The organism is Halomonas sp. KHS3, assembly GCF_000830495.1.
GTDB classification, from domain to species: Bacteria; Pseudomonadota; Gammaproteobacteria; order Pseudomonadales; family Halomonadaceae; genus Vreelandella; species Vreelandella titanicae.
The window spans coordinates 284,417-301,315 of record NZ_JWHY01000004.1 but is presented as its reverse complement, the minus strand read 5'-3'; the positions used below and the strand labels follow the sequence as shown (position 1 = coordinate 301,315).

Annotated in this window: 14 protein-coding genes, 1 tRNA gene and 1 pseudogene; 10 read left to right on the top strand and 6 right to left on the bottom strand. The window is 54.7% G+C overall.

The annotated features are described in order from the left end of the window. The first annotated feature begins 241 nt into the window (after positions 1–241). The 8 genes from ppa (at position 242) to purH (ending at position 9,259) form a co-directional block, all read left to right on the top strand. Complete coding sequence (gene ppa, locus RO22_RS12180) at positions 242–772, top strand: inorganic diphosphatase (protein ID WP_022523655.1); 531 nt, start codon at positions 242–244, stop codon at positions 770–772. A 190-nt stretch (positions 773–962) separates the two neighbouring features. Further along, positions 963–2,837 carry a protein-disulfide reductase DsbD gene (gene dsbD / locus RO22_RS12175; RefSeq protein WP_041158435.1) on the top strand — a complete coding sequence of 625 codons (1,875 nt, stop codon included), beginning with the start codon at positions 963–965 and terminating at the stop codon, positions 2,835–2,837. 333 nt (positions 2,838–3,170) lie between these two features. Beyond that, complete coding sequence (accB, locus tag RO22_RS12170) at positions 3,171–3,647, top strand: acetyl-CoA carboxylase biotin carboxyl carrier protein (RefSeq protein ID WP_022523657.1); 477 nt, start codon at positions 3,171–3,173, stop codon at positions 3,645–3,647. Between the two features lie 31 nt (positions 3,648–3,678). Beyond that, a complete protein-coding gene (gene accC / locus RO22_RS12165; RefSeq protein ID WP_022523658.1) occupies positions 3,679–5,019 on the top strand; it encodes an acetyl-CoA carboxylase biotin carboxylase subunit in 1,341 nt (446 codons plus the stop codon). A gap of 143 nt (positions 5,020–5,162) precedes the next feature. Beyond that, positions 5,163–6,077, top strand: coding sequence for a 50S ribosomal protein L11 methyltransferase (gene prmA / locus RO22_RS12160; protein WP_041158434.1), 915 nt, complete (start codon positions 5,163–5,165; stop codon positions 6,075–6,077). A 113-nt stretch (positions 6,078–6,190) separates the two neighbouring features. After that, positions 6,191–7,228 (top strand): tRNA dihydrouridine synthase DusB, encoded by a 1,038-nt coding sequence (dusB, locus tag RO22_RS12155; RefSeq protein WP_081742526.1) that lies wholly within the window; start codon positions 6,191–6,193, stop codon positions 7,226–7,228. Continuing rightward, a complete protein-coding gene (gene fis, locus RO22_RS12150; RefSeq protein ID WP_022523661.1) occupies positions 7,225–7,593 on the top strand; it encodes a DNA-binding transcriptional regulator Fis in 369 nt (122 codons plus the stop codon). Before dusB ends, fis begins: the two co-directional genes overlap by 4 nt. 49 nt (positions 7,594–7,642) lie before the next feature. Beyond that, on the top strand, positions 7,643–9,259 hold the full coding sequence (gene purH / locus RO22_RS12145) for a bifunctional phosphoribosylaminoimidazolecarboxamide formyltransferase/IMP cyclohydrolase (RefSeq protein ID WP_171051139.1): 1,617 nt from the start codon (positions 7,643–7,645) through the stop codon (positions 9,257–9,259). A gap of 148 nt (positions 9,260–9,407) precedes the next feature. On the opposite strand, the gene RO22_RS12140 is transcribed toward purH, so the two are convergent. Then, a complete protein-coding gene (locus RO22_RS12140) occupies positions 9,408–10,865 on the bottom strand; it encodes an NAD-dependent succinate-semialdehyde dehydrogenase (RefSeq protein ID WP_041158433.1) in 1,458 nt (485 codons plus the stop codon). A 120-nt stretch (positions 10,866–10,985) separates the two neighbouring features. Then, entirely contained in the window at positions 10,986–11,537 is a 552-nt protein-coding gene (gene folE, locus RO22_RS12135; RefSeq protein WP_022523664.1) for a GTP cyclohydrolase I FolE, read from the bottom strand. 391 nt (positions 11,538–11,928) lie between these two features. Here folE and RO22_RS12130 point away from each other — a divergent pair, with 391 nt between their 5' ends. After that, entirely contained in the window at positions 11,929–12,489 is a 561-nt protein-coding gene (locus tag RO22_RS12130; protein ID WP_009286567.1) for a hypothetical protein, read from the top strand. Between the two features lie 48 nt (positions 12,490–12,537). On the opposite strand, the gene RO22_RS12125 is transcribed toward RO22_RS12130, so the two are convergent. Next, positions 12,538–13,512 (bottom strand): serine/threonine protein kinase, encoded by a 975-nt coding sequence (locus tag RO22_RS12125; protein ID WP_041158432.1) that lies wholly within the window; start codon positions 13,510–13,512, stop codon positions 12,538–12,540. Between the two features lie 54 nt (positions 13,513–13,566). Next, positions 13,567–14,271 (bottom strand): ComF family protein, encoded by a 705-nt coding sequence (locus tag RO22_RS12120; RefSeq protein WP_041158431.1) that lies wholly within the window; start codon positions 14,269–14,271, stop codon positions 13,567–13,569. 83 nt (positions 14,272–14,354) lie between these two features. Between RO22_RS12120 and RO22_RS12115 the strand changes: the two genes are divergently transcribed. Beyond that, positions 14,355–14,439: transfer RNA gene (locus RO22_RS12115), tRNA-Leu, on the top strand. Positions 14,440–14,493: 54 nt separating this feature from the next. Here RO22_RS12115 and RO22_RS25325 read toward each other — a convergent pair. Together RO22_RS25325 and RO22_RS12105 are read right to left on the bottom strand one after the other, a co-directional pair. Next, a pseudogene (locus RO22_RS25325) lies at positions 14,494–15,149 on the bottom strand (tyrosine-type recombinase/integrase). Between the two features lie 149 nt (positions 15,150–15,298). Next, on the bottom strand, positions 15,299–16,471 hold the full coding sequence (locus RO22_RS12105; protein ID WP_041158430.1) for an alpha/beta fold hydrolase: 1,173 nt from the start codon (positions 16,469–16,471) through the stop codon (positions 15,299–15,301). Positions 16,472–16,899 lie beyond the last annotated feature (428 nt).

Below are 16,899 nucleotides of genomic sequence, written 5' to 3'. Positions count from 1 at the left end.
GAGGGACATCACTGCCAACCAATAGCGCTATGATACACGCAGCGGAACAGAAACGATGCCCACCAAACGTCTCTATCGTATTCGTCCAAATGGCAGGACATATGAATGATCACCCACGAACAACCTATGTCGCATTGGTAATCGTGCAGTCATGTTCGTATAATTCTCCGCCATAAACGACTCTGACACGTTTGCCTAACCACGGCACGACTCTAGCCACAGCACTACCAAGGAATCAACGATGAACTTCGATAATATCCCTGCTGGAAAGGATCTCCCCAACGACGTTTACGTGGTGATCGAAATTCCAGCCAACCACGACCCGATCAAATATGAAATTGATAAGGACATGGGCGCGCTACTCGTTGACCGCTTTATGGCCACTCCCATGTTCTACCCCGCCAATTACGGCTTTATCCCGCATACCCTCGCCGACGATGGCGATGCGCTGGACGCCTTGGTGGTTACCCCGCACCCGGTTCAACCTGGCAGCATTATTCGCGCGCGCCCGGTAGGCATTCTGAACATGACCGACGAAGCCGGTGAAGATGCGAAGTTGATCTGCGTACCCCATGCCAAGCTAAGCTCGCTCTACGACGATGTCCACGAAGTTACCGACCTGCCTGAGCTACTGCGCCAGCAAATTGCTCACTTCTTTGAGAACTACAAAGATCTCGAGAAAGGCAAATGGGTAAAGGTTGAGTCATGGGAAGGTGCTGACGCTGCGCGTAAGGCGATTGAAAAGTCCGTAACCGCCTATCAAAAAGCGTAAAAATCTCCTTGCGGTGTATTTCTCCGCCGCCAATGGGATAAGAGGCCGCCTTCTGGGCGGTCTTTTTATATGCGCAGGATTAACGCATTATTAACGGCCGCGTCACGTCACCGCAGCGTATACGCCAGGGACTTAAGGTTGCGGTATGCTGTTCGCCTTTCATTGCGATGCCATTGATTAAGGACGCACCGTGTTATCTCTTAAACGCCTGAGCCTGTTTACATTATTGATTTTCTTTCTTGGCTTGCTACCGCTAAGTGCAAACGCCCAATGGTTTTCATCGTCTAGCAACCAAGACGAATTTTTGCCGGTTATGGAAGCCTTTCAGCCGACTGCTTGGCATGATGGCGATACGCTCTATATCGGCATGGATATCGCAGATGAGTACTACCTATATCGCCACCAGTTCGCGGTAGTCAGCCAAACTGAGGATGTCAGTCTCGGCGACCCCATTATCCCCCAAGGCATCTTTACCAACGATGAGTTTATGGGCGATGTGTATGTGTTCCGCGATCAGGTAGTGTTTGAAGTACCGCTGGAAGCACCCTACTCAGGCCCGCTCAATATTGCCCTGACCTTTCAAGGCTGCGCAGATGCCGGGCTCTGCTACCCTCCAGAGCAAACAACCCTAGAGGCCAGCGAAACCCAACCCCCCAGCCAGTTTGCCGATTGGCAAGCCGATAGTACGGCATCCAGTCCAGCAGCCAACACTCCAGCCGCTAACACCTCTGAACAGATTGGTTTCGCCGCTCCCAAAAGCGAAGATAGCCGCTTTAGCGCTTTGATTAGCGATGCTAGCCTACCACTGGCGCTGGGGCTGTTTTTTATTGCTGGCCTGGGGCTTACCTTTACCCCCTGCGTGTTGCCGATGATTCCAATTTTGTCATCGATCGTGGTTGGCCAGAACCCCACCCGCCCCCGCGCCTTTGCCCTTTCGTTAAGCTATGTGCTTGGCATGGCGCTGACCTACGCCCTGGTCGGGGTGTTAATGGGACTGTTTGGCGCCGGGCTTAATCTTCAGGCGCGACTGCAGTCAGCACCGGTATTGATCATCTTTGCAGTGCTCTTCACGCTCTTTGCCCTGGCCATGTTTGGGGCATTTAACCTCAATCTGTCGCCTCGTTTAGCCAACCGTGTTGACGCTTGGCAGGCACGCGCTCAGCGCAGTGGCCCGGCCGGCCTAGCGCTGGCTGGTGCCCTCTCGGTATTGGTGGTATCACCCTGTGTAACGGCGCCTTTGGCCGGTGCGCTGGTGTTTATCTCTTCAACAGGGGATGCCGCGATGGGCGGCGCAGTGCTGTTTGCGCTGGGCATGGGCATGGGCGTGCCGCTGCTTTTGGTCGGTACCTTTGGTGCCACACTGCTGCCCCGTTCCGGCGCCTGGATGAACGGCGTAAAAATTGCCTTTGGCCTTTTGCTGCTGGGCGTAGCGATTTGGATGGTCGAGCGTTTAGTGTCCGCGCCTATTGCGCTGCTGCTATGGGCAGCCCTTGCGATCGGCACGGCACTGGCACTTGGGGCGCTGAATTTCAATCAGCCGCAGGGGTGGCCGCGGGCACGCCAAACGCTGGGGCTTATGCTGCTAGCTTGGGGGATAGTGTTGGTGATTGGCGCCGCTCAGGGGGGCAGTAACCCCTTGCGCCCCCTGGCGGCAACCTCCAGCATTTCCGGCGAACCTCAGGCAGAAGCACTCGACTTCATCGAGGTAAACAGTTTAACTGAGCTTGAAGCGGCTATTGCACAAGCTGAAGACGCCAACCAGCCCGTCTTTGTCCACTTTACCGCCGACTGGTGTATTTCATGCAAGCTGCTGGAGCGGGATGTTTACCCCGACCCGCAGGTCGTCGCAGCGCTTAATGATTACACCTTGATCGCCGCCGACGTCACCCGCACGGACTCTCAAAGCCGTGAGTTGCTCAACCAATATAATCTTTTCGGCCCACCCAGCCTGCTCTTTTTCAGCCAGGGTGAGGAGATTCGCGATGCACGCATTCAAGGCGAAGTGACCGCCGATCAGTTGCGCGAACATCTGGAGTCAGTTAGCCAGTGGCTAGCAAATAGCTAAGTTCAAACCCTACGCTGGCTACTCATTGAGGCACTACTGCCGCTTTCTGACGCGAATATCGTCAAACAATTGTTTAATTCTTAACTACAGGGTGGCTTGGATGTTGGCGTAGGCAGTTGCTGGACATCCTGGCACTTTTTCGGCAAACTCCGCTCCCATATTAGCTAAAAACTTGCTTTTTTAACGGTGAGAACGGGGTAACGTTCGCTAACATGCAGCGTTCTCTTCATTTTTAAATTTGGTTTACTGCGCAACGTACGCGCCATAAAGAGCTTCCTGCACTTATGCTCGCGCGCTTTGTGACTACCTTTATGACATTGATGGGGCTATGCCATGGATATCCGCAAAGTTAAAAAACTGATTGAGCTACTCGAAGAGTCCAATATTAGCGAGATTGAAATTCAGGAAGGCGAAGAGTCAGTACGCATCAGCCGTCACCCTAATGGCGCTTCGTGGCAGCCACAGCCTATGCCGCAGTATGCGCAGCAACCTGGCTATGCGCCTGCTCCCCCCGCAGCGGGCGCTCCAGCATCAGCACCGGCTGCTGAAGCAGAGCCTCAGGGCGCAAGCTACCGTGGCGAGGCAGTCAACTCTCCCATGGTAGGCACCTTCTACCGCAGCCCAGCGCCGGGCGCCAAATCGTTTGTGGAAGTCGGCGATAGCGTCAAACAAGGTGACACTGTATGCATCATTGAAGCCATGAAAATGATGAACCAGATTGAAGCTGACCGTGACGGTGTAGTGGAAGCCATCCTGGTGGAAGATGGCGAGCCTGTAGAATTCGATCAACCCATGATCGTTATCGCTTAATCTTTCATTTTCAACACGGGTGGACTCTCCCATGCTGGACAAGGTACTTATCGCCAACCGCGGCGAGATTGCCCTCCGTATCCTACGGGCCTGTAAAGAACTCGGCATCAAAACCGTAGCGGTACACTCCAAAGCTGATCGTGAACTGATGCACGTTCGCCTGGCGGATGAAGCCGTGTGTATTGGCCCGGCATCGTCAGCGCAGTCTTACTTAAATATTCCGGCCCTGATCAGTGCAGCCGAAGTCACCGACTCGACCGCTATTCACCCCGGCTACGGCTTTTTGTCTGAAAACGCCAACTTTGCTGAACAGGTTGAGCGCTCTGGCTTTACTTTTATTGGCCCCCGCGCCGAGACGATTCGTCTGATGGGCGACAAAGTCAGCGCCATCCAGTCGATGAAGGAAGCGGGTGTTCCCACGGTGCCAGGCTCAGACGGCCCCTTGGGTGATGATGACGCAACTAATCTTGCCACGGCACGTCGCATTGGCTACCCGGTGATCATTAAGGCTGCCTCCGGCGGCGGCGGTCGTGGTATGCGCGTGGTGCACACTGAAGGCCATCTGCTTTCAGCGATTACCGTTACTCGCACTGAAGCCCACGCCGCCTTCGGTGACGGCACGGTCTACATGGAAAAATTCCTTGAGAAGCCGCGCCACGTGGAAGTACAAGTATTAGCCGACGGCCAGGGTAACGCGATCCATCTTTATGACCGCGACTGCTCGCTGCAACGTCGTCACCAGAAAGTGCTTGAAGAAGCCCCGGCGCCAGGTCTTGACCCAGACGCCCGTGCTCAGGTGCTTGAAGCGTGCCGCCAGGCATGTATCAAGATCAACTACCGTGGTGCGGGCACCTTTGAATTCTTGTATGAAGATGGCGAATACTTCTTCATCGAGATGAATACCCGCGTTCAGGTCGAGCACCCGGTCACCGAAATGGTCACTGGCGTGGATATCGTCAAAGAGCAGTTGCGTATTGCCTCAGGCCTGCCGCTGTCGATTCGCCAGGAAGATGTGCAACTCAACGGCCACTCCTTCGAGTGCCGTATTAACGCCGAAGACTCGCGTACCTTTATGCCGTCTCCCGGCAAGGTAACGCTGTTTCACGCACCGGGTGGCCTCGGCGTGCGGATGGATTCCCATCTCTATACCGGCTACACCGTGCCGCCGCACTATGACTCTCTGATCGGCAAACTGATCACCTGGGGCGCGGATCGTGAAATAGCCCTGACACGGATGCGTAACGCCCTCGACGAGCTACTGGTGGAAGGCATTAAAACCAATATCGACTTGCAAAAGGATTTGGTTCGCGACAGCTACTTCCGTCAAGGCGGTGTCAACATTCACTACCTGGAAAAGAAACTCGGCAGCTAATGCAGCAGCCAAGCGCTTTCCAGCGCACTGTGTGATACCCAGCGGGGTGGCCATGTCCACCCCGTCCTTGTCTTTACTCCATGTGTCTTTACTCCATGTGTCTGTACTGTATTTATCTTTAATTCGCCTTGCGGAGAACCTCCATGCCCTGGCTTCAACTCAAAGCCCACGTCGCCCCCGAACAGGCAGAGTTCCTAGAAGAACTACTGCTTGACGAAGGCGCAACGGCTATTGGTCTTCAGGATGCCCACGATGATCCGGTATTTGAGCCAGAGCGTGGCACCACACCGCTGTGGGAAGATACCATCCTTACCGGCTTATACGATGACCTGGAGGGGGTCGAGAGCATGCTGGAGCGTATCGAGGCCGCCTGGTCAGAGCAGATGCCTGGTGAGCCCTGCCCGACCATCGAGTATGAGCTGCTCGCTGATCGAGATTGGGAGCGCGAGTGGATGGATGACTTCACGCCGCTGCGCATGGGTCAACGCCTGTGGATTGTACCCAGCTGGCACGAACCACCCGAGGCCGACGCCGTTAACCTGATACTCGACCCAGGCCTCGCCTTTGGTACCGGTACGCACCCAACCACAGCGCTGTGCCTGGAGTGGCTGGACGAGCTCGCCGTGGCTGGCCACTTGGCCCAGCAAACCGTACTGGATGTGGGCTGCGGTTCTGGCATTCTCGCTATCGCCGCGCTCAAACTGGGCGCTAGCCACGCCGACGCCACCGACATTGATCCCCAGGCGTTGCAGGCCAGCCGAGACAACGCCGAACGGAATGGTATTGCCGAATCGGACCTAAACCTCTACTACCCTGAGCAGTTAAGCGACGGCGGTGACTATCCTATCGTAACCGCCAATATTTTAGCGGGGCCGCTGGTCGAACTAGCGCCAATGATTGCCGGGCACGTGGCGCCAGGTGGGCGCATTGCGCTATCGGGGGTGTTGGCAAACCAGGCCAATGAGGTTTACGAGGCCTATGCAGCGCAAGGCATTGCTATGGATGAACCGGTGATTCGCGAAGGCTGGGTGCGGCTTAGTGGCTTGCGTCCACGTTAAAGCGGCAATTGGCCTTCACCCCACCACCGAGTAGGCGTATCATACGCCTCCTTGAAACGCCTACTCGCCGTTAGCACTGCACCCATAGCTTAAAACCAACAAAGTCTGACGCCATGACGTTAACCACACTACCTGCCAGCATTGGCCCGTTTGCATTACCTAATCGAGTAATGCTTGCGCCCATGGCTGGCGTCACTGACCGACCTTTTCGCCAGCTATGCCGACGGCTTGGGGCTGGCTGGGTAGTGGGCGAAATGGTCACTTCAGACCCTAGTTTGTGGCATACTCGTAAATCGCAGCTGCGCATGGATCACCGCGGTGAACCTGACCCGAGAGTGGTGCAAATTGCCGGAGGCGACGCTGAAATGCTCGCCCAGGCAGCGCGCTTGAATGCCGAGTTAGGCGCCCAGATTATCGATATCAATATGGGCTGCCCGGCTAAAAAAGTATGTAACAAGGCGGCAGGGTCGGCGCTCCTTCGAGATGAAGCCTTGGTGGCCGAAATTCTCGATGCAGTAGTGGCAGCAGTTGATATACCCGTGACGCTAAAAATACGCACGGGCTGGTGTGCCGAATCCAACAACGCCCTGCGCATTGCCCGGCTCGCCGAGTCAGCCGGCATTCAATCGTTAGCGATACATGGCCGTCATCGCCAGCAGCGCTATACTGGAAAAGCAGAGTACGACACAATTGCCGAGATTAAGTCTCACCTATCGATCCCGGTGATTGCCAACGGCGACATAACAAGTCCGGAAAAAGCCGCCGAGGTACTCGCTTATACCGGCGCTGATGCCGTGATGGTAGGCCGCGCTGCGCAGGGCAACCCATGGATATTTCAACAGATCAGCCACTACCTCCAGCATGGAGAGCGGATGGCACTGCCAAGTCTTTCGGAGCGTCACCAAGTGCTCCATGGGCACGTTGAGGCGCTGCATGAGTTCTATGGCACCACCATGGGTGTACGTATCGCGCGCAAGCATGTCGGCTGGTACCTCAGCGATGACCAACGCTTTACGCCGCCCCAACAGCGCGCGCTTAAGCAGCAGTTCAATGCGTTAGCGTCACCTGAAACGCAATTTGATTGGATCAACAACGCGATGGCCCCCGGCGCCGCCTCGCGTTTGCTAGCCAAAGGAAACCTTGCTGCATGACCGAACGCGATCTTCTATCTAGCGACACCTATTCAAGCGATAGCTATTCCAATGATGTCGGCTCCAGCGATAGTTACTCCCATTTAGCAGGCACGCTAGCGGATCCTGCGGCCAACTCACCGCCGCAGCCGCTTCGGGAGGCAGTGGAAACGGCCATGCGACGCTACTTTGAACATTTAGATGGCAGCCAGGCGACCGATCTATACGCCATGGTGATGGCCGAAGTTGAGGCGCCTTTACTTGCCTGCGTCTTGGAGCACACCGACGGCAATCAGACCCGTGCCGCCGATGCGCTAGGGCTAAACCGTGGCACCCTGCGCAAAAAACTCAAGCTATACGGACTTATCGAAGGTGACGCCCCATAACCAGGGGCGTTGTTGTTTTTAATTCTCGACTCTGCACACGAGCACTCTAATGGCTGATACCCCTCTCATGGCTGATAATCCTTCCCTGACTGACAGCAACGCCACTCCCGTCCGCCGCGCCCTGCTGAGCGTTTCTGATAAAACCGGCATTGTGGAATTTGCTCGGGGCCTCACTGAGCACGGTGTTGAACTCCTCTCCACTGGTGGCACCTTCCGTCTACTGCAAGAAAATGCTATTGCCGTGAAAGAAGTGTCTGAGCACACAGGCTTCCCCGAAATCATGGATGGCCGCGTTAAAACGCTGCACCCGAAAATTCACGGCGGCATCTTGGCTCGTCGCGGCCAGGATGATGCAGTCATGGCTGAGAACGATATCACGCCGATCGACATGGTGGTGGTCAATCTCTACCCCTTTGCCGCCACGGTAGCCAAGCCCGATTGCACACTTGAAGATGCTATCGAGAATATCGATATCGGCGGCCCCACCATGGTTCGCGCCTGCGCCAAAAATCACGCCTACACCACGATCGTCGTCAATAGCAGTGACTACGCGCGAGTGCTGGGCGAGCTGGCCGCCCAAGATGGTCAGGTCAGTAGCGCTACGCGCTTTGACTTAGCGGTTAAAGCCTTTGAGCACACCGCCGGTTATGACGGTGCGATTGCTGACTACCTAGGCCGTAAGGTCAATGCCGCTGATGAAGCGTTCCCACGCACCTTTAACCTGCAGCTCGATAAAAAGCAGGATATGCGGTACGGCGAAAACCCGCACCAAAAGGCAGCTTTCTACGTTGACCCCCAGGCAAGCGAACCCAGCGTTGCCACAGCAAAAATGCTTCAGGGCAAACCCCTCTCGTATAACAACGTCGCCGATACTGACGCTGCATTTGAATGCGTAAAAGCGTTTAGCGAGACGGCCTGCGTAATTGTTAAGCACGCCAACCCTTGCGGCGTCGCCATTGGTGCAACCGCCTTAGCAGCTTACGACAAAGCCTTTGCCACCGACCCTACCAGCGCGTTTGGCGGCATTATCGCCTTCAATACGCCGCTAGAGGCCGAAACCGCCCAGGCGATTATTGACCGCCAGTTTGTCGAGGTGATTATTGCCCCGGGCGTCAGCGATGAAGCCGCCGCGATCGTGGCTAATAAGCAAAACGTACGCTTACTGGACGTCAGCGCTCACTGGCCCGGCGAGCAACAGCCTGCACTAGACTTTAAGCGCGTCAACGGCGGCTTGCTGGTGCAGGAACGTGACGACGGAATGGTCACCCGCGACGAATTGACCGTGGTCAGTCAGCGCGCTCCCAGCGAGCAGGAACTGCGTGACCTTGCTTTTGCTTGGCGGGTAGCTAAATTCGTTAAGTCCAACGCCATTGTGTATGCCAAAGAGGGCCAAACGGTGGGCGTTGGCGCGGGTCAAATGAGCCGTGTTTATTCGGCTAAAATTGCAGGCATCAAGGCCGCAGACGAAGGACTTTCGGTTCCCGGCTCGGTGATGGCGTCTGATGCTTTCTTCCCTTTCCGTGACGGCATCGATGCTGCCGCAGCGGCAGGTATTACCGCGGTTATTCAGCCCGGTGGTTCCATGCGTGATCAGGAAGTGATCGACGCCGCCAACGAAGCAGGCATTGCCATGGTATTTACCGGTATGCGCCACTTCCGCCACTAAGCCCAAGTAACCCAGATTAGAAACACTAAGCCCCTTAGGCGCTCTTTTGATAGGAGCATGCCTAAGGGGCTTTCTTACTATCTCAATAAACGCTAATGGATCACTGCCTATCAACTCAATATCGAGTTTCTAGCCAATATTGAGCCTTTCAGCCCAGATCAATACACAGATACTTGGTTTCCAGATACTCTTCCAAGCCCTGATGACCACCTTCACGGCCTAGGCCCGAGGCTTTTACACCCCCAAAGGGCGCAGCAGCGTTAGAAATGGCGCCAGTATTAATACCCACCATACCGTACTCCAGCGCCTCGGCAACACGCCATACGCGAGCAAGATCACGGGAGTAGAAATAAGACGCCAGGCCATACTGGGTATCGTTGGCCATCTCAATAGCGGTCTCTTCATCATCAAACGGGAAGACAGCGGCTAGCGGACCAAAGGTCTCTTCGTGGGCCACCTTCATCTTGTCAGTGGCAAAACTGATCAGCGTAGGCGTGAAGAAATTACCGCCCAGCGGGTGCGGATGCCCACCTAACAGCAGCTCAGCGCCATTATCAATGGCATCCTGCACATGCTCACTGACTTTCTTAACAGCATTTTCATCGATGAGCGGCCCAATATTAATATTGGGCTTGGTGCCATCACCCACATGCAGCTCGCTGTTCATGGCAACAGCCAGCTTTTCACAAAAGGCGTTAATTACACTGGACTGAACCAGGAAGCGATTAGTGCAGACACAGGTTTGCCCGGCGTTACGGAATTTAGCGGCCATGGCGCCTTCCACAGCGGCGTCTAAATCGGCATCCTCAAACACGATAAAGGGCGCATTGCCGCCTAGCTCTAGCGATATTTTTTGGATATGTTCCGCCGCTTGGGCCATCAGCTTGCGCCCCACTTCGGTCGAACCCGTAAAGGTGATCTTGCGCACTTTGGGCGATTGGGTCATCGCTTGGGCAATATCGCTAGCGCTACCTGGCACCACATTAAAGACACCGCGTGGGATGCCTGCCCGCTCAGCCAACAGCGCCAAGGCCGTTGCGGAAAATGGCGTTTGGCTAGCGGGCTTCACCACTATCGTGCAGCCAGCGGCCAATGCAGCCCCGGCTTTACGGGTAATCATCGCCGCCGGGAAATTCCAGGGCGTAATCGCACCCACAACACCAACGGGTTGCTTGGTGACGACGATACGTTGATTGGCGTTCGCAGCGGGAATCGTTTCGCCATAAACGCGCCGCGCCTCTTCGGCAAACCAGCGTAAGAAGCTGGCTGCATAGGCAATTTCGCCCGCAGCTTCTTTAAGTGGCTTGCCCTGCTCAAATGTCATCAGCATGGCTAAATCCTGCTGATGCTCCAACATCAGGTCGTGCCACTTCATCAGCAAGTCAGCGCGTTCTTGAGCAGTCAACGCCCGCCAAGCCGGTAGCGCAGCGTCCGCCGCATCAATGGCCCGCTCGGTTTCGGCTTTACCCAAGCGAGGTATATCGCCAATCGCTTCACCGGTGGCCGGATTCAATACCGTGATCTGCTCACCGCTATCTGCCGCGACCCAACTGCCGTCAATATAGGCAAAGGGGCAATATAGCTGTGTTTCTTTAAGCGCTTCCATGACAGGCTCCTGACCAAAAATGATGGCCTTGTAGGCTCATTAACGTCTTCATGCTAAGACGAAACACCCCTTTAAACCAAATTTACGGCGTGCATAATCGGTCAATGACAGCCGTAAACGTTAGCTAATGAGCATTAAAAATTCTTGCCGGGTTGCTTGGTTTTGACGAAATCCACCCAGCATGACAGACGATGTCATGCTGGAGTTTTGCTTCTCCACGCCACGCATCATCATGCAGAGGTGCCGCGCTTCAATAACCACAGCAACGCCCTTTGCCTCGGTCACTTCCTGCACCGCCTCTGCAATCTCGCGGGTTAGGTTCTCCTGAATCTGCATACGGCGAGCATACATATCGACGATTCTGGCAAATTTAGATAGCCCCAACACTTTGCCGTTAGGCAAATAGGCGATATGGCATTTGCCTATGAACGGTAACAGGTGGTGCTCGCACATTGAGTAGAGCTCAATGTCTTTTACCAACACCATCTCATCCGTTTGCGACTCAAACACCGCCCCATTGATAATGTCGTCCAATGACTGAGTGTAGCCCGCATTGAGAAACTGCATGGCCTTGGCCGCACGTTTAGGCGTATCTCGCAGACCTTCCCGGGCGGGGTCTTCCCCAAGTGCTGAGATTATCTGGCGGTAGTGCTCGGCGATATCATCGGACATATTTAGCCTCATCAATAGCTATCTCAAAAACGATGCGCAATCGCTTCCAGGCGGTCACCAAGGTCATCCCCTTTTGCGCATGAAAAGTAACATCATTATTAGGAGGACATTAATCGGCGTCATCCACCACCTTCATTGTACAAAAGGTATACTTTAAAAAAGCACTGCACAATGAGTATTAAGCAAAGAGTGTATTTTACCGCATCTAGGCTGCCTGTGGCTCCCCAGGCTTTGTACGAAAACTGCTGGCCCTCACTCAGGGGCTTTTTTGCGCAGCCTTGAACTGCGTCAGAGCGCCGCGCCACTCAATTTGTCCCCCCAATGCCTGTGATATAATAAAGCGTTTTTATTTAACTGCCTTTATTGCAGGCGCCAACATTGAGAGCTCGCCATGTCATTCAAGCCAACGCCTTTGTGGTTAACCGCCCTTGCAGCCCCCTTTCTTGCTACACCGCTCTTGGCTACCGCTGCAGACGCTACGCTTTCGCTGCCCAATGAAGCAACCGTCGGCGTAGAGGTTGTGGAAGAGCTTGCGTTTGAATCAAACCAAACGCGCCTTAACGATATTTTGCTACACCCTACTCAGGCTGCTAGCGCCTCACACTCTTTACCGGAATACTGCGTTATCGTAGGCAGGGCGCAACGGGTTGATGAGCGCATTCGCGTTACCACCCAAGAGGCGACCTGTATTGAAACACACGACGCTGACAGCGATATTTTCACTGGCGAATTTAGCGCCAGCGCTTATGGCGAAGATGGCCAATATGGTATCGCCTGCGAAGGTTCACAGTGCGCACTCTCCCCTGGTCAGACATTCCTTCTCACACTGGATCAACCCGTAGAGATTGAAGAACTGGACAATCCGTCTGCAGAGCTTAACGAACAGCGTCGCCAAGCAGACGGAGAAGGTATCGCCAACCCTGTGCCGCGCGACGAAGCCGTGCCTGATTGACCTTGTTCTAATATCGCCATAACAAGTCAGTGGTGAGCTGAAAGCTCATTACGCCAGCCAGCGTGGGTTCTCTAACTGCAGGCACTGCTGCTCTAATTGGCGGATATGCTGATCCCAGTAGCCACTATCCGCCAGCCAGGGGAACGCCCGAGGAAAAGCGGGATCCTCCCAACGTGATACGAGCCACGCTGAGTGCCTGATCAGCCGATAACTCCTAAGCGGCTCGATAAGCGCCATCTGCTCGCTAGGAAACGGGCACGTCTCTTCATACCCTTCGGTAATTTCACTTAACTGCGATCGCCATCCCTGCGGGTCATCGGTGGGCAGTAGCATCCAAATATCCTGCATGGCGGGCGCCATGGTGCAGTCGTCAAAATCGACCAGGGTAAACTGCTCGTCACGCCCCAGCACATTCCCCAAATGGCAGTCGCCATGGCAGCGAATCATGCTGCTGGCGGGCACATTATGTTTTAGGAGCTGCTGGTGAACCTTTTCGATCACACGGTCATAGGCCCGGCGCTGATGACGGCTCATCCAATTGCTGGCCAGCACGCGCTGCTGAGCATCAAGAATACCGCTCGCCATTTCTAAACGCGGGCGATGCTGAAAGGTTTTTTTAGCTGACACTTGGTGCAACCGCCCCAGCAACTCCCCCATGGCAAATAGGTGCGATGGATTATCAAGCTCTGGCGCCTGGCCGGGGCAATGGGGGAACAGCGTAAACCGAAAGCCCTTAAAATAGTGTAAAGACGTCCCCGCCTTATCACGCCAAGGGGCAACGACCGACACCTGTTGATCTACCAGCTCCTGCAGAAAATCATGCTCTTCCTGAATCGCACTGTCTGACCAACGATCAGGCCGATAAAACTTAACAATCCAGTTCTTGCCATCGTCATCGCGAAATAGCAGTACACGGTTTTCATAGCTATTTAGCGCAAAAGGCTCGCCTGCAGGCCAAATATCCAGCGACTCCACTGCAGACATCACTAAATCAGGCGAAAGAGAGCTAAACGGGTGTGACATAGGCCACTCCTGGGTTGGCGAAAGAGCTAATGAATAAGCGAAAAGACTATTCTATCAATCCTTACCTAACGGTGTCCGTGCGGCCGCCCAAATATCAACACGTTTGGCACCTGCCTCCAGCGCAGCGCGCCCTAATGCGTTGCCTGTGGATCCGGTGGTGACCACATCATCGATTATTAACAAATGCGCCGGGGGCGGTGATTCAAAGACAAAGGCACCCGCCAGGTTGGCAGCCCGTTGGCGGCGGTTCAGCGTGCGCTGAGAGGGGGAATCCTTTACTCGCTTGGCAGTCACCATTGGCACCCCAAGCTGGCGGCTGAGATGTTCGGCCAACCAGTGCGACTGGTTAAATCCTCGGGTGCACGCATGCGTGGTAGTCATAGGCACTGATAGAAGTGCGTTTCCCAGGTCTATCGGCGGGGTTAAGAGCATCAATTCAGCCAATAGCGTGCCCGCCCGCGGAGAAGCATGGAATTTAAAATCATGCACCAACTGTTTGATCGCCCCTTGATACAACAGCCCCGCTTGGGTGGTCGAAAATGCCGGTGGGTCAACTAAGCAGTGCCCACACAAGCTCGTACCATGAGCAACTGGGTCACCGCATTGGCGACAGGCATGTAGGTTCCACGGCAGCTCGTACAAACAGGTTGCGCACCACCCTTGCCCTGCGGATGCCGGCGCCAAACAAAATGCGCAGTAGCCGGGCATGGCCTGCTTTACCCAATTACTACCCCACTGTAGCCACCCCTTTAATGCCATGCCCTCTCCTGACTGCCATATGCATTAATATCAAATCATTGATTGACTTCTATCACAAAGTTGATAATATACGCCTCGTCTTAGCGGATGTGGTGGAATTGGTAGACACGCTAGATTTAGGTTCTAGTGCCGTAAGGTGTGGGAGTTCGAGTCTCCCCATCCGCACCAATTTGATTTTCCTCAGTTTTTATCCCTCCTTGCTTCACTCCAATGCACACAAGATTATCTTGTGTGACACAGATTGTGACCTAGCCTATTTTCGGCCTCGCGCACTCGTTGCGGTGCCAAGTGCGCATAACGCTCGGTCATCGTTATGCTGGAATGCCCCAGCAGCTCCTTTATTACCTCCAATGGAACACCATCGCGCACTGGCCAAGATGCTGCGATATGGCGCAAGTCGTGTATCCGCAAATCAGTAAGCTTGACTCGCTTTGCTGCCTGGCCAAACCCTGCGCGTAATGACTTAACCGATTCACCACTCTCCTGGGCAAACAGCCATTGGCAACCCAGTGCATTCTCCGAACGCCAGCACGACGCTTGATCGCCATCACAGCGGGCTCGTTGAGCGCTACCGCCCTCGGTTTTCCCGACGTCGTGTGCTCGGCCCGAAGTGCAATCAACTCCCGCCCGCGCGTCAGATCGACCCAGCTCCATTCCAGGTTGTAAAGCTCGCCCCGCCTGCAGCCAGTGTTGACCGCGATCTCGAGGCAGCTACACGACGAGATCGGGGGGAGACTGGGCCAGATCCTCGCGATGCTCGTTGGCCTTGAGAGCTTCTTGCTCTTGAGATGCACCTGGACTGCCCTGGCTAACGCCCCCTGTTTACGCAGTTTCTCGGCGCCACGAGCGGCATGCGCACGTGTCACACGACGGCTCATATCGCTGTAGAGAGCATAATTCGATGAGACGAGGATCAGCCAACAATTACCTACGCACCCTTCCTTCGGGAGTAGACTCCCGAAGGAAGGGTTGCGGTTAGATCAAATTGAATAGCCGGTTTCGCGTAGTCGATATCGAGGCTGGATCATCACGTGCTGGGGGAATCTGGCGTCAATCCAAGATGGTCGAACACCTCGCTGCGCCAGCCATGGATTCGATCGATCAGAGTCTCGATCGCTCTGGCAGTACGGCGCGCTCCAGATTCCCCAACAAAGAAGAAATGGTTACCACCTACCTCAACGCTGAGACGTTCGGGTGACGATTGAGTCAGATCCAGCAACGCGCGCCAGTCACCATCGTTGAGCGCATTGAGGTCAACGTCATTACCACGTATGTAGCGCCGGTACACCGTGTTAGCGTTGTAGAGCGACCAGGCAGCGCTGTCGGTGAGCGCGTGGCGGGAATCCATGCGGTCGTCACCCAGCAGCATACCCACCAGCGGGAAATGCGCGAAATCAAAAGCGCCATTGTCTTTGGTGCCCGCTTCGCGGTCGATTACGAATTTTCCGTCGCGATAGCGCTGTTGATAGCCTTCCTGGTTTATCGAAATATCGCCAGTATACTCCTGCATGAACACGGGTTCCGGGACGATCTCATGCCCCGCTCGCTCACTGTTTGCGGCTAGCTGGGCAAACCAGCCTGCGCGATCGTCACGCCGATCGGCATAGCCGCTGGGGAGCGCCTCGAACATGCGGTCGAGACTAATCTGGCCGGGAATTGGTGGAGTGGCGACAAACGAGAGATAGCTATCCAGGTCTACACCCAGCTCATCGGCAGCGGACTGAACAGACTGGGCAATCTTGCCCCCCATCGACCACCCCATCACAATCACCGGCCCATTCAGGTTATGGGATTCCAGCGTCCTTTTGGCTAATTCGATGGTTTGCCGCCCCCACTCGCGCACAGTGAAGTCTGGTTGCGGTTCTGCAAATACGCCACTTTCAGTATCTAGTGGATATGAGATACCGAGGAAGTTATAGCCTTCCTGATGTAACCAGTAGGCGAGAAAATCGGTCTCTCGGTACCCTTCATGTCCACCATAGGCTATGCGTGCCATATGATTGGTACCAGGCACGAACACTAGCAGCGGCTTGTTCGGTTCGCCCTTAATGAATCGGATTACGGCCGGGTGTCCAGCAGCCTCGACACGTTCCTCACCCGGATAGAGCGAATCCCGATCGTCAACTGCCATGGCTGAAGAAAACCAGAGAGTACCGACGAGTGCAAATAACACCGCCGGAATAGAAGAGAACTTCATCATTGAAAATGTCCCTTAAGTTATGTTGGGGTTGGGGTATTGTGATTATGTGCCTCCTTAAGGGGAGTACTTGGGGATAGTTTCATGTGAAAAAGGTTGCGTCCAATGCAAAGAAAGCAAGAATTCATGCTTGGGACACATTAATCTTTCCGCTGCTTATATCTCTTCCAGGTAATCTCTGAGGTTCCTCTACACTAGCCAGCAATGATATCTGATTTATGCACAATGACCTTACCGGGGCTTGGCAATCAGTGCTCATGCTCACCAGCTGCACGGAACGTTGAGTAGCACCTCACGAGGCCGGAAACGGCGCGATACAGCCGGATGTAGCGTGACTGATGAGAGTTTAATCAATGCCAATGGTCACATTCGTCGATTGCGCCCAGCGTGTAACCCGTTGAATTTAGGCGCCTAATGTAAAGCGCCGGTTT

Coding starts and splice junctions, on each gene's coding strand:
- ppa (WP_022523655.1), top strand. CDS start 242: ATGAACTTCGATAATATCCCTGCTGGAAAGGATCTCCCCAACGACGTT.
- RO22_RS12130 (WP_009286567.1), top strand. CDS start 11,929: ATGTCATTCAAGCCAACGCCTTTGTGGTTAACCGCCCTTGCAGCCCCC.
- RO22_RS12120 (WP_041158431.1), bottom strand. CDS start 14,271: ATGGCATTAAAGGGGTGGCTACAGTGGGGTAGTAATTGGGTAAAGCAG.
- accB (WP_022523657.1), top strand. CDS start 3,171: ATGGATATCCGCAAAGTTAAAAAACTGATTGAGCTACTCGAAGAGTCC.
- fis (WP_022523661.1), top strand. CDS start 7,225: ATGACCGAACGCGATCTTCTATCTAGCGACACCTATTCAAGCGATAGC.
- accC (WP_022523658.1), top strand. CDS start 3,679: ATGCTGGACAAGGTACTTATCGCCAACCGCGGCGAGATTGCCCTCCGT.
- folE (WP_022523664.1), bottom strand. CDS start 11,537: ATGTCCGATGATATCGCCGAGCACTACCGCCAGATAATCTCAGCACTT.
- RO22_RS12140 (WP_041158433.1), bottom strand. CDS start 10,865: ATGGAAGCGCTTAAAGAAACACAGCTATATTGCCCCTTTGCCTATATT.
- RO22_RS12125 (WP_041158432.1), bottom strand. CDS start 13,512: ATGTCACACCCGTTTAGCTCTCTTTCGCCTGATTTAGTGATGTCTGCA.
- RO22_RS12105 (WP_041158430.1), bottom strand. CDS start 16,471: ATGATGAAGTTCTCTTCTATTCCGGCGGTGTTATTTGCACTCGTCGGT.
- prmA (WP_041158434.1), top strand. CDS start 5,163: ATGCCCTGGCTTCAACTCAAAGCCCACGTCGCCCCCGAACAGGCAGAG.
- purH (WP_171051139.1), top strand. CDS start 7,643: ATGGCTGATACCCCTCTCATGGCTGATAATCCTTCCCTGACTGACAGC.
- dusB (WP_081742526.1), top strand. CDS start 6,191: ATGACGTTAACCACACTACCTGCCAGCATTGGCCCGTTTGCATTACCT.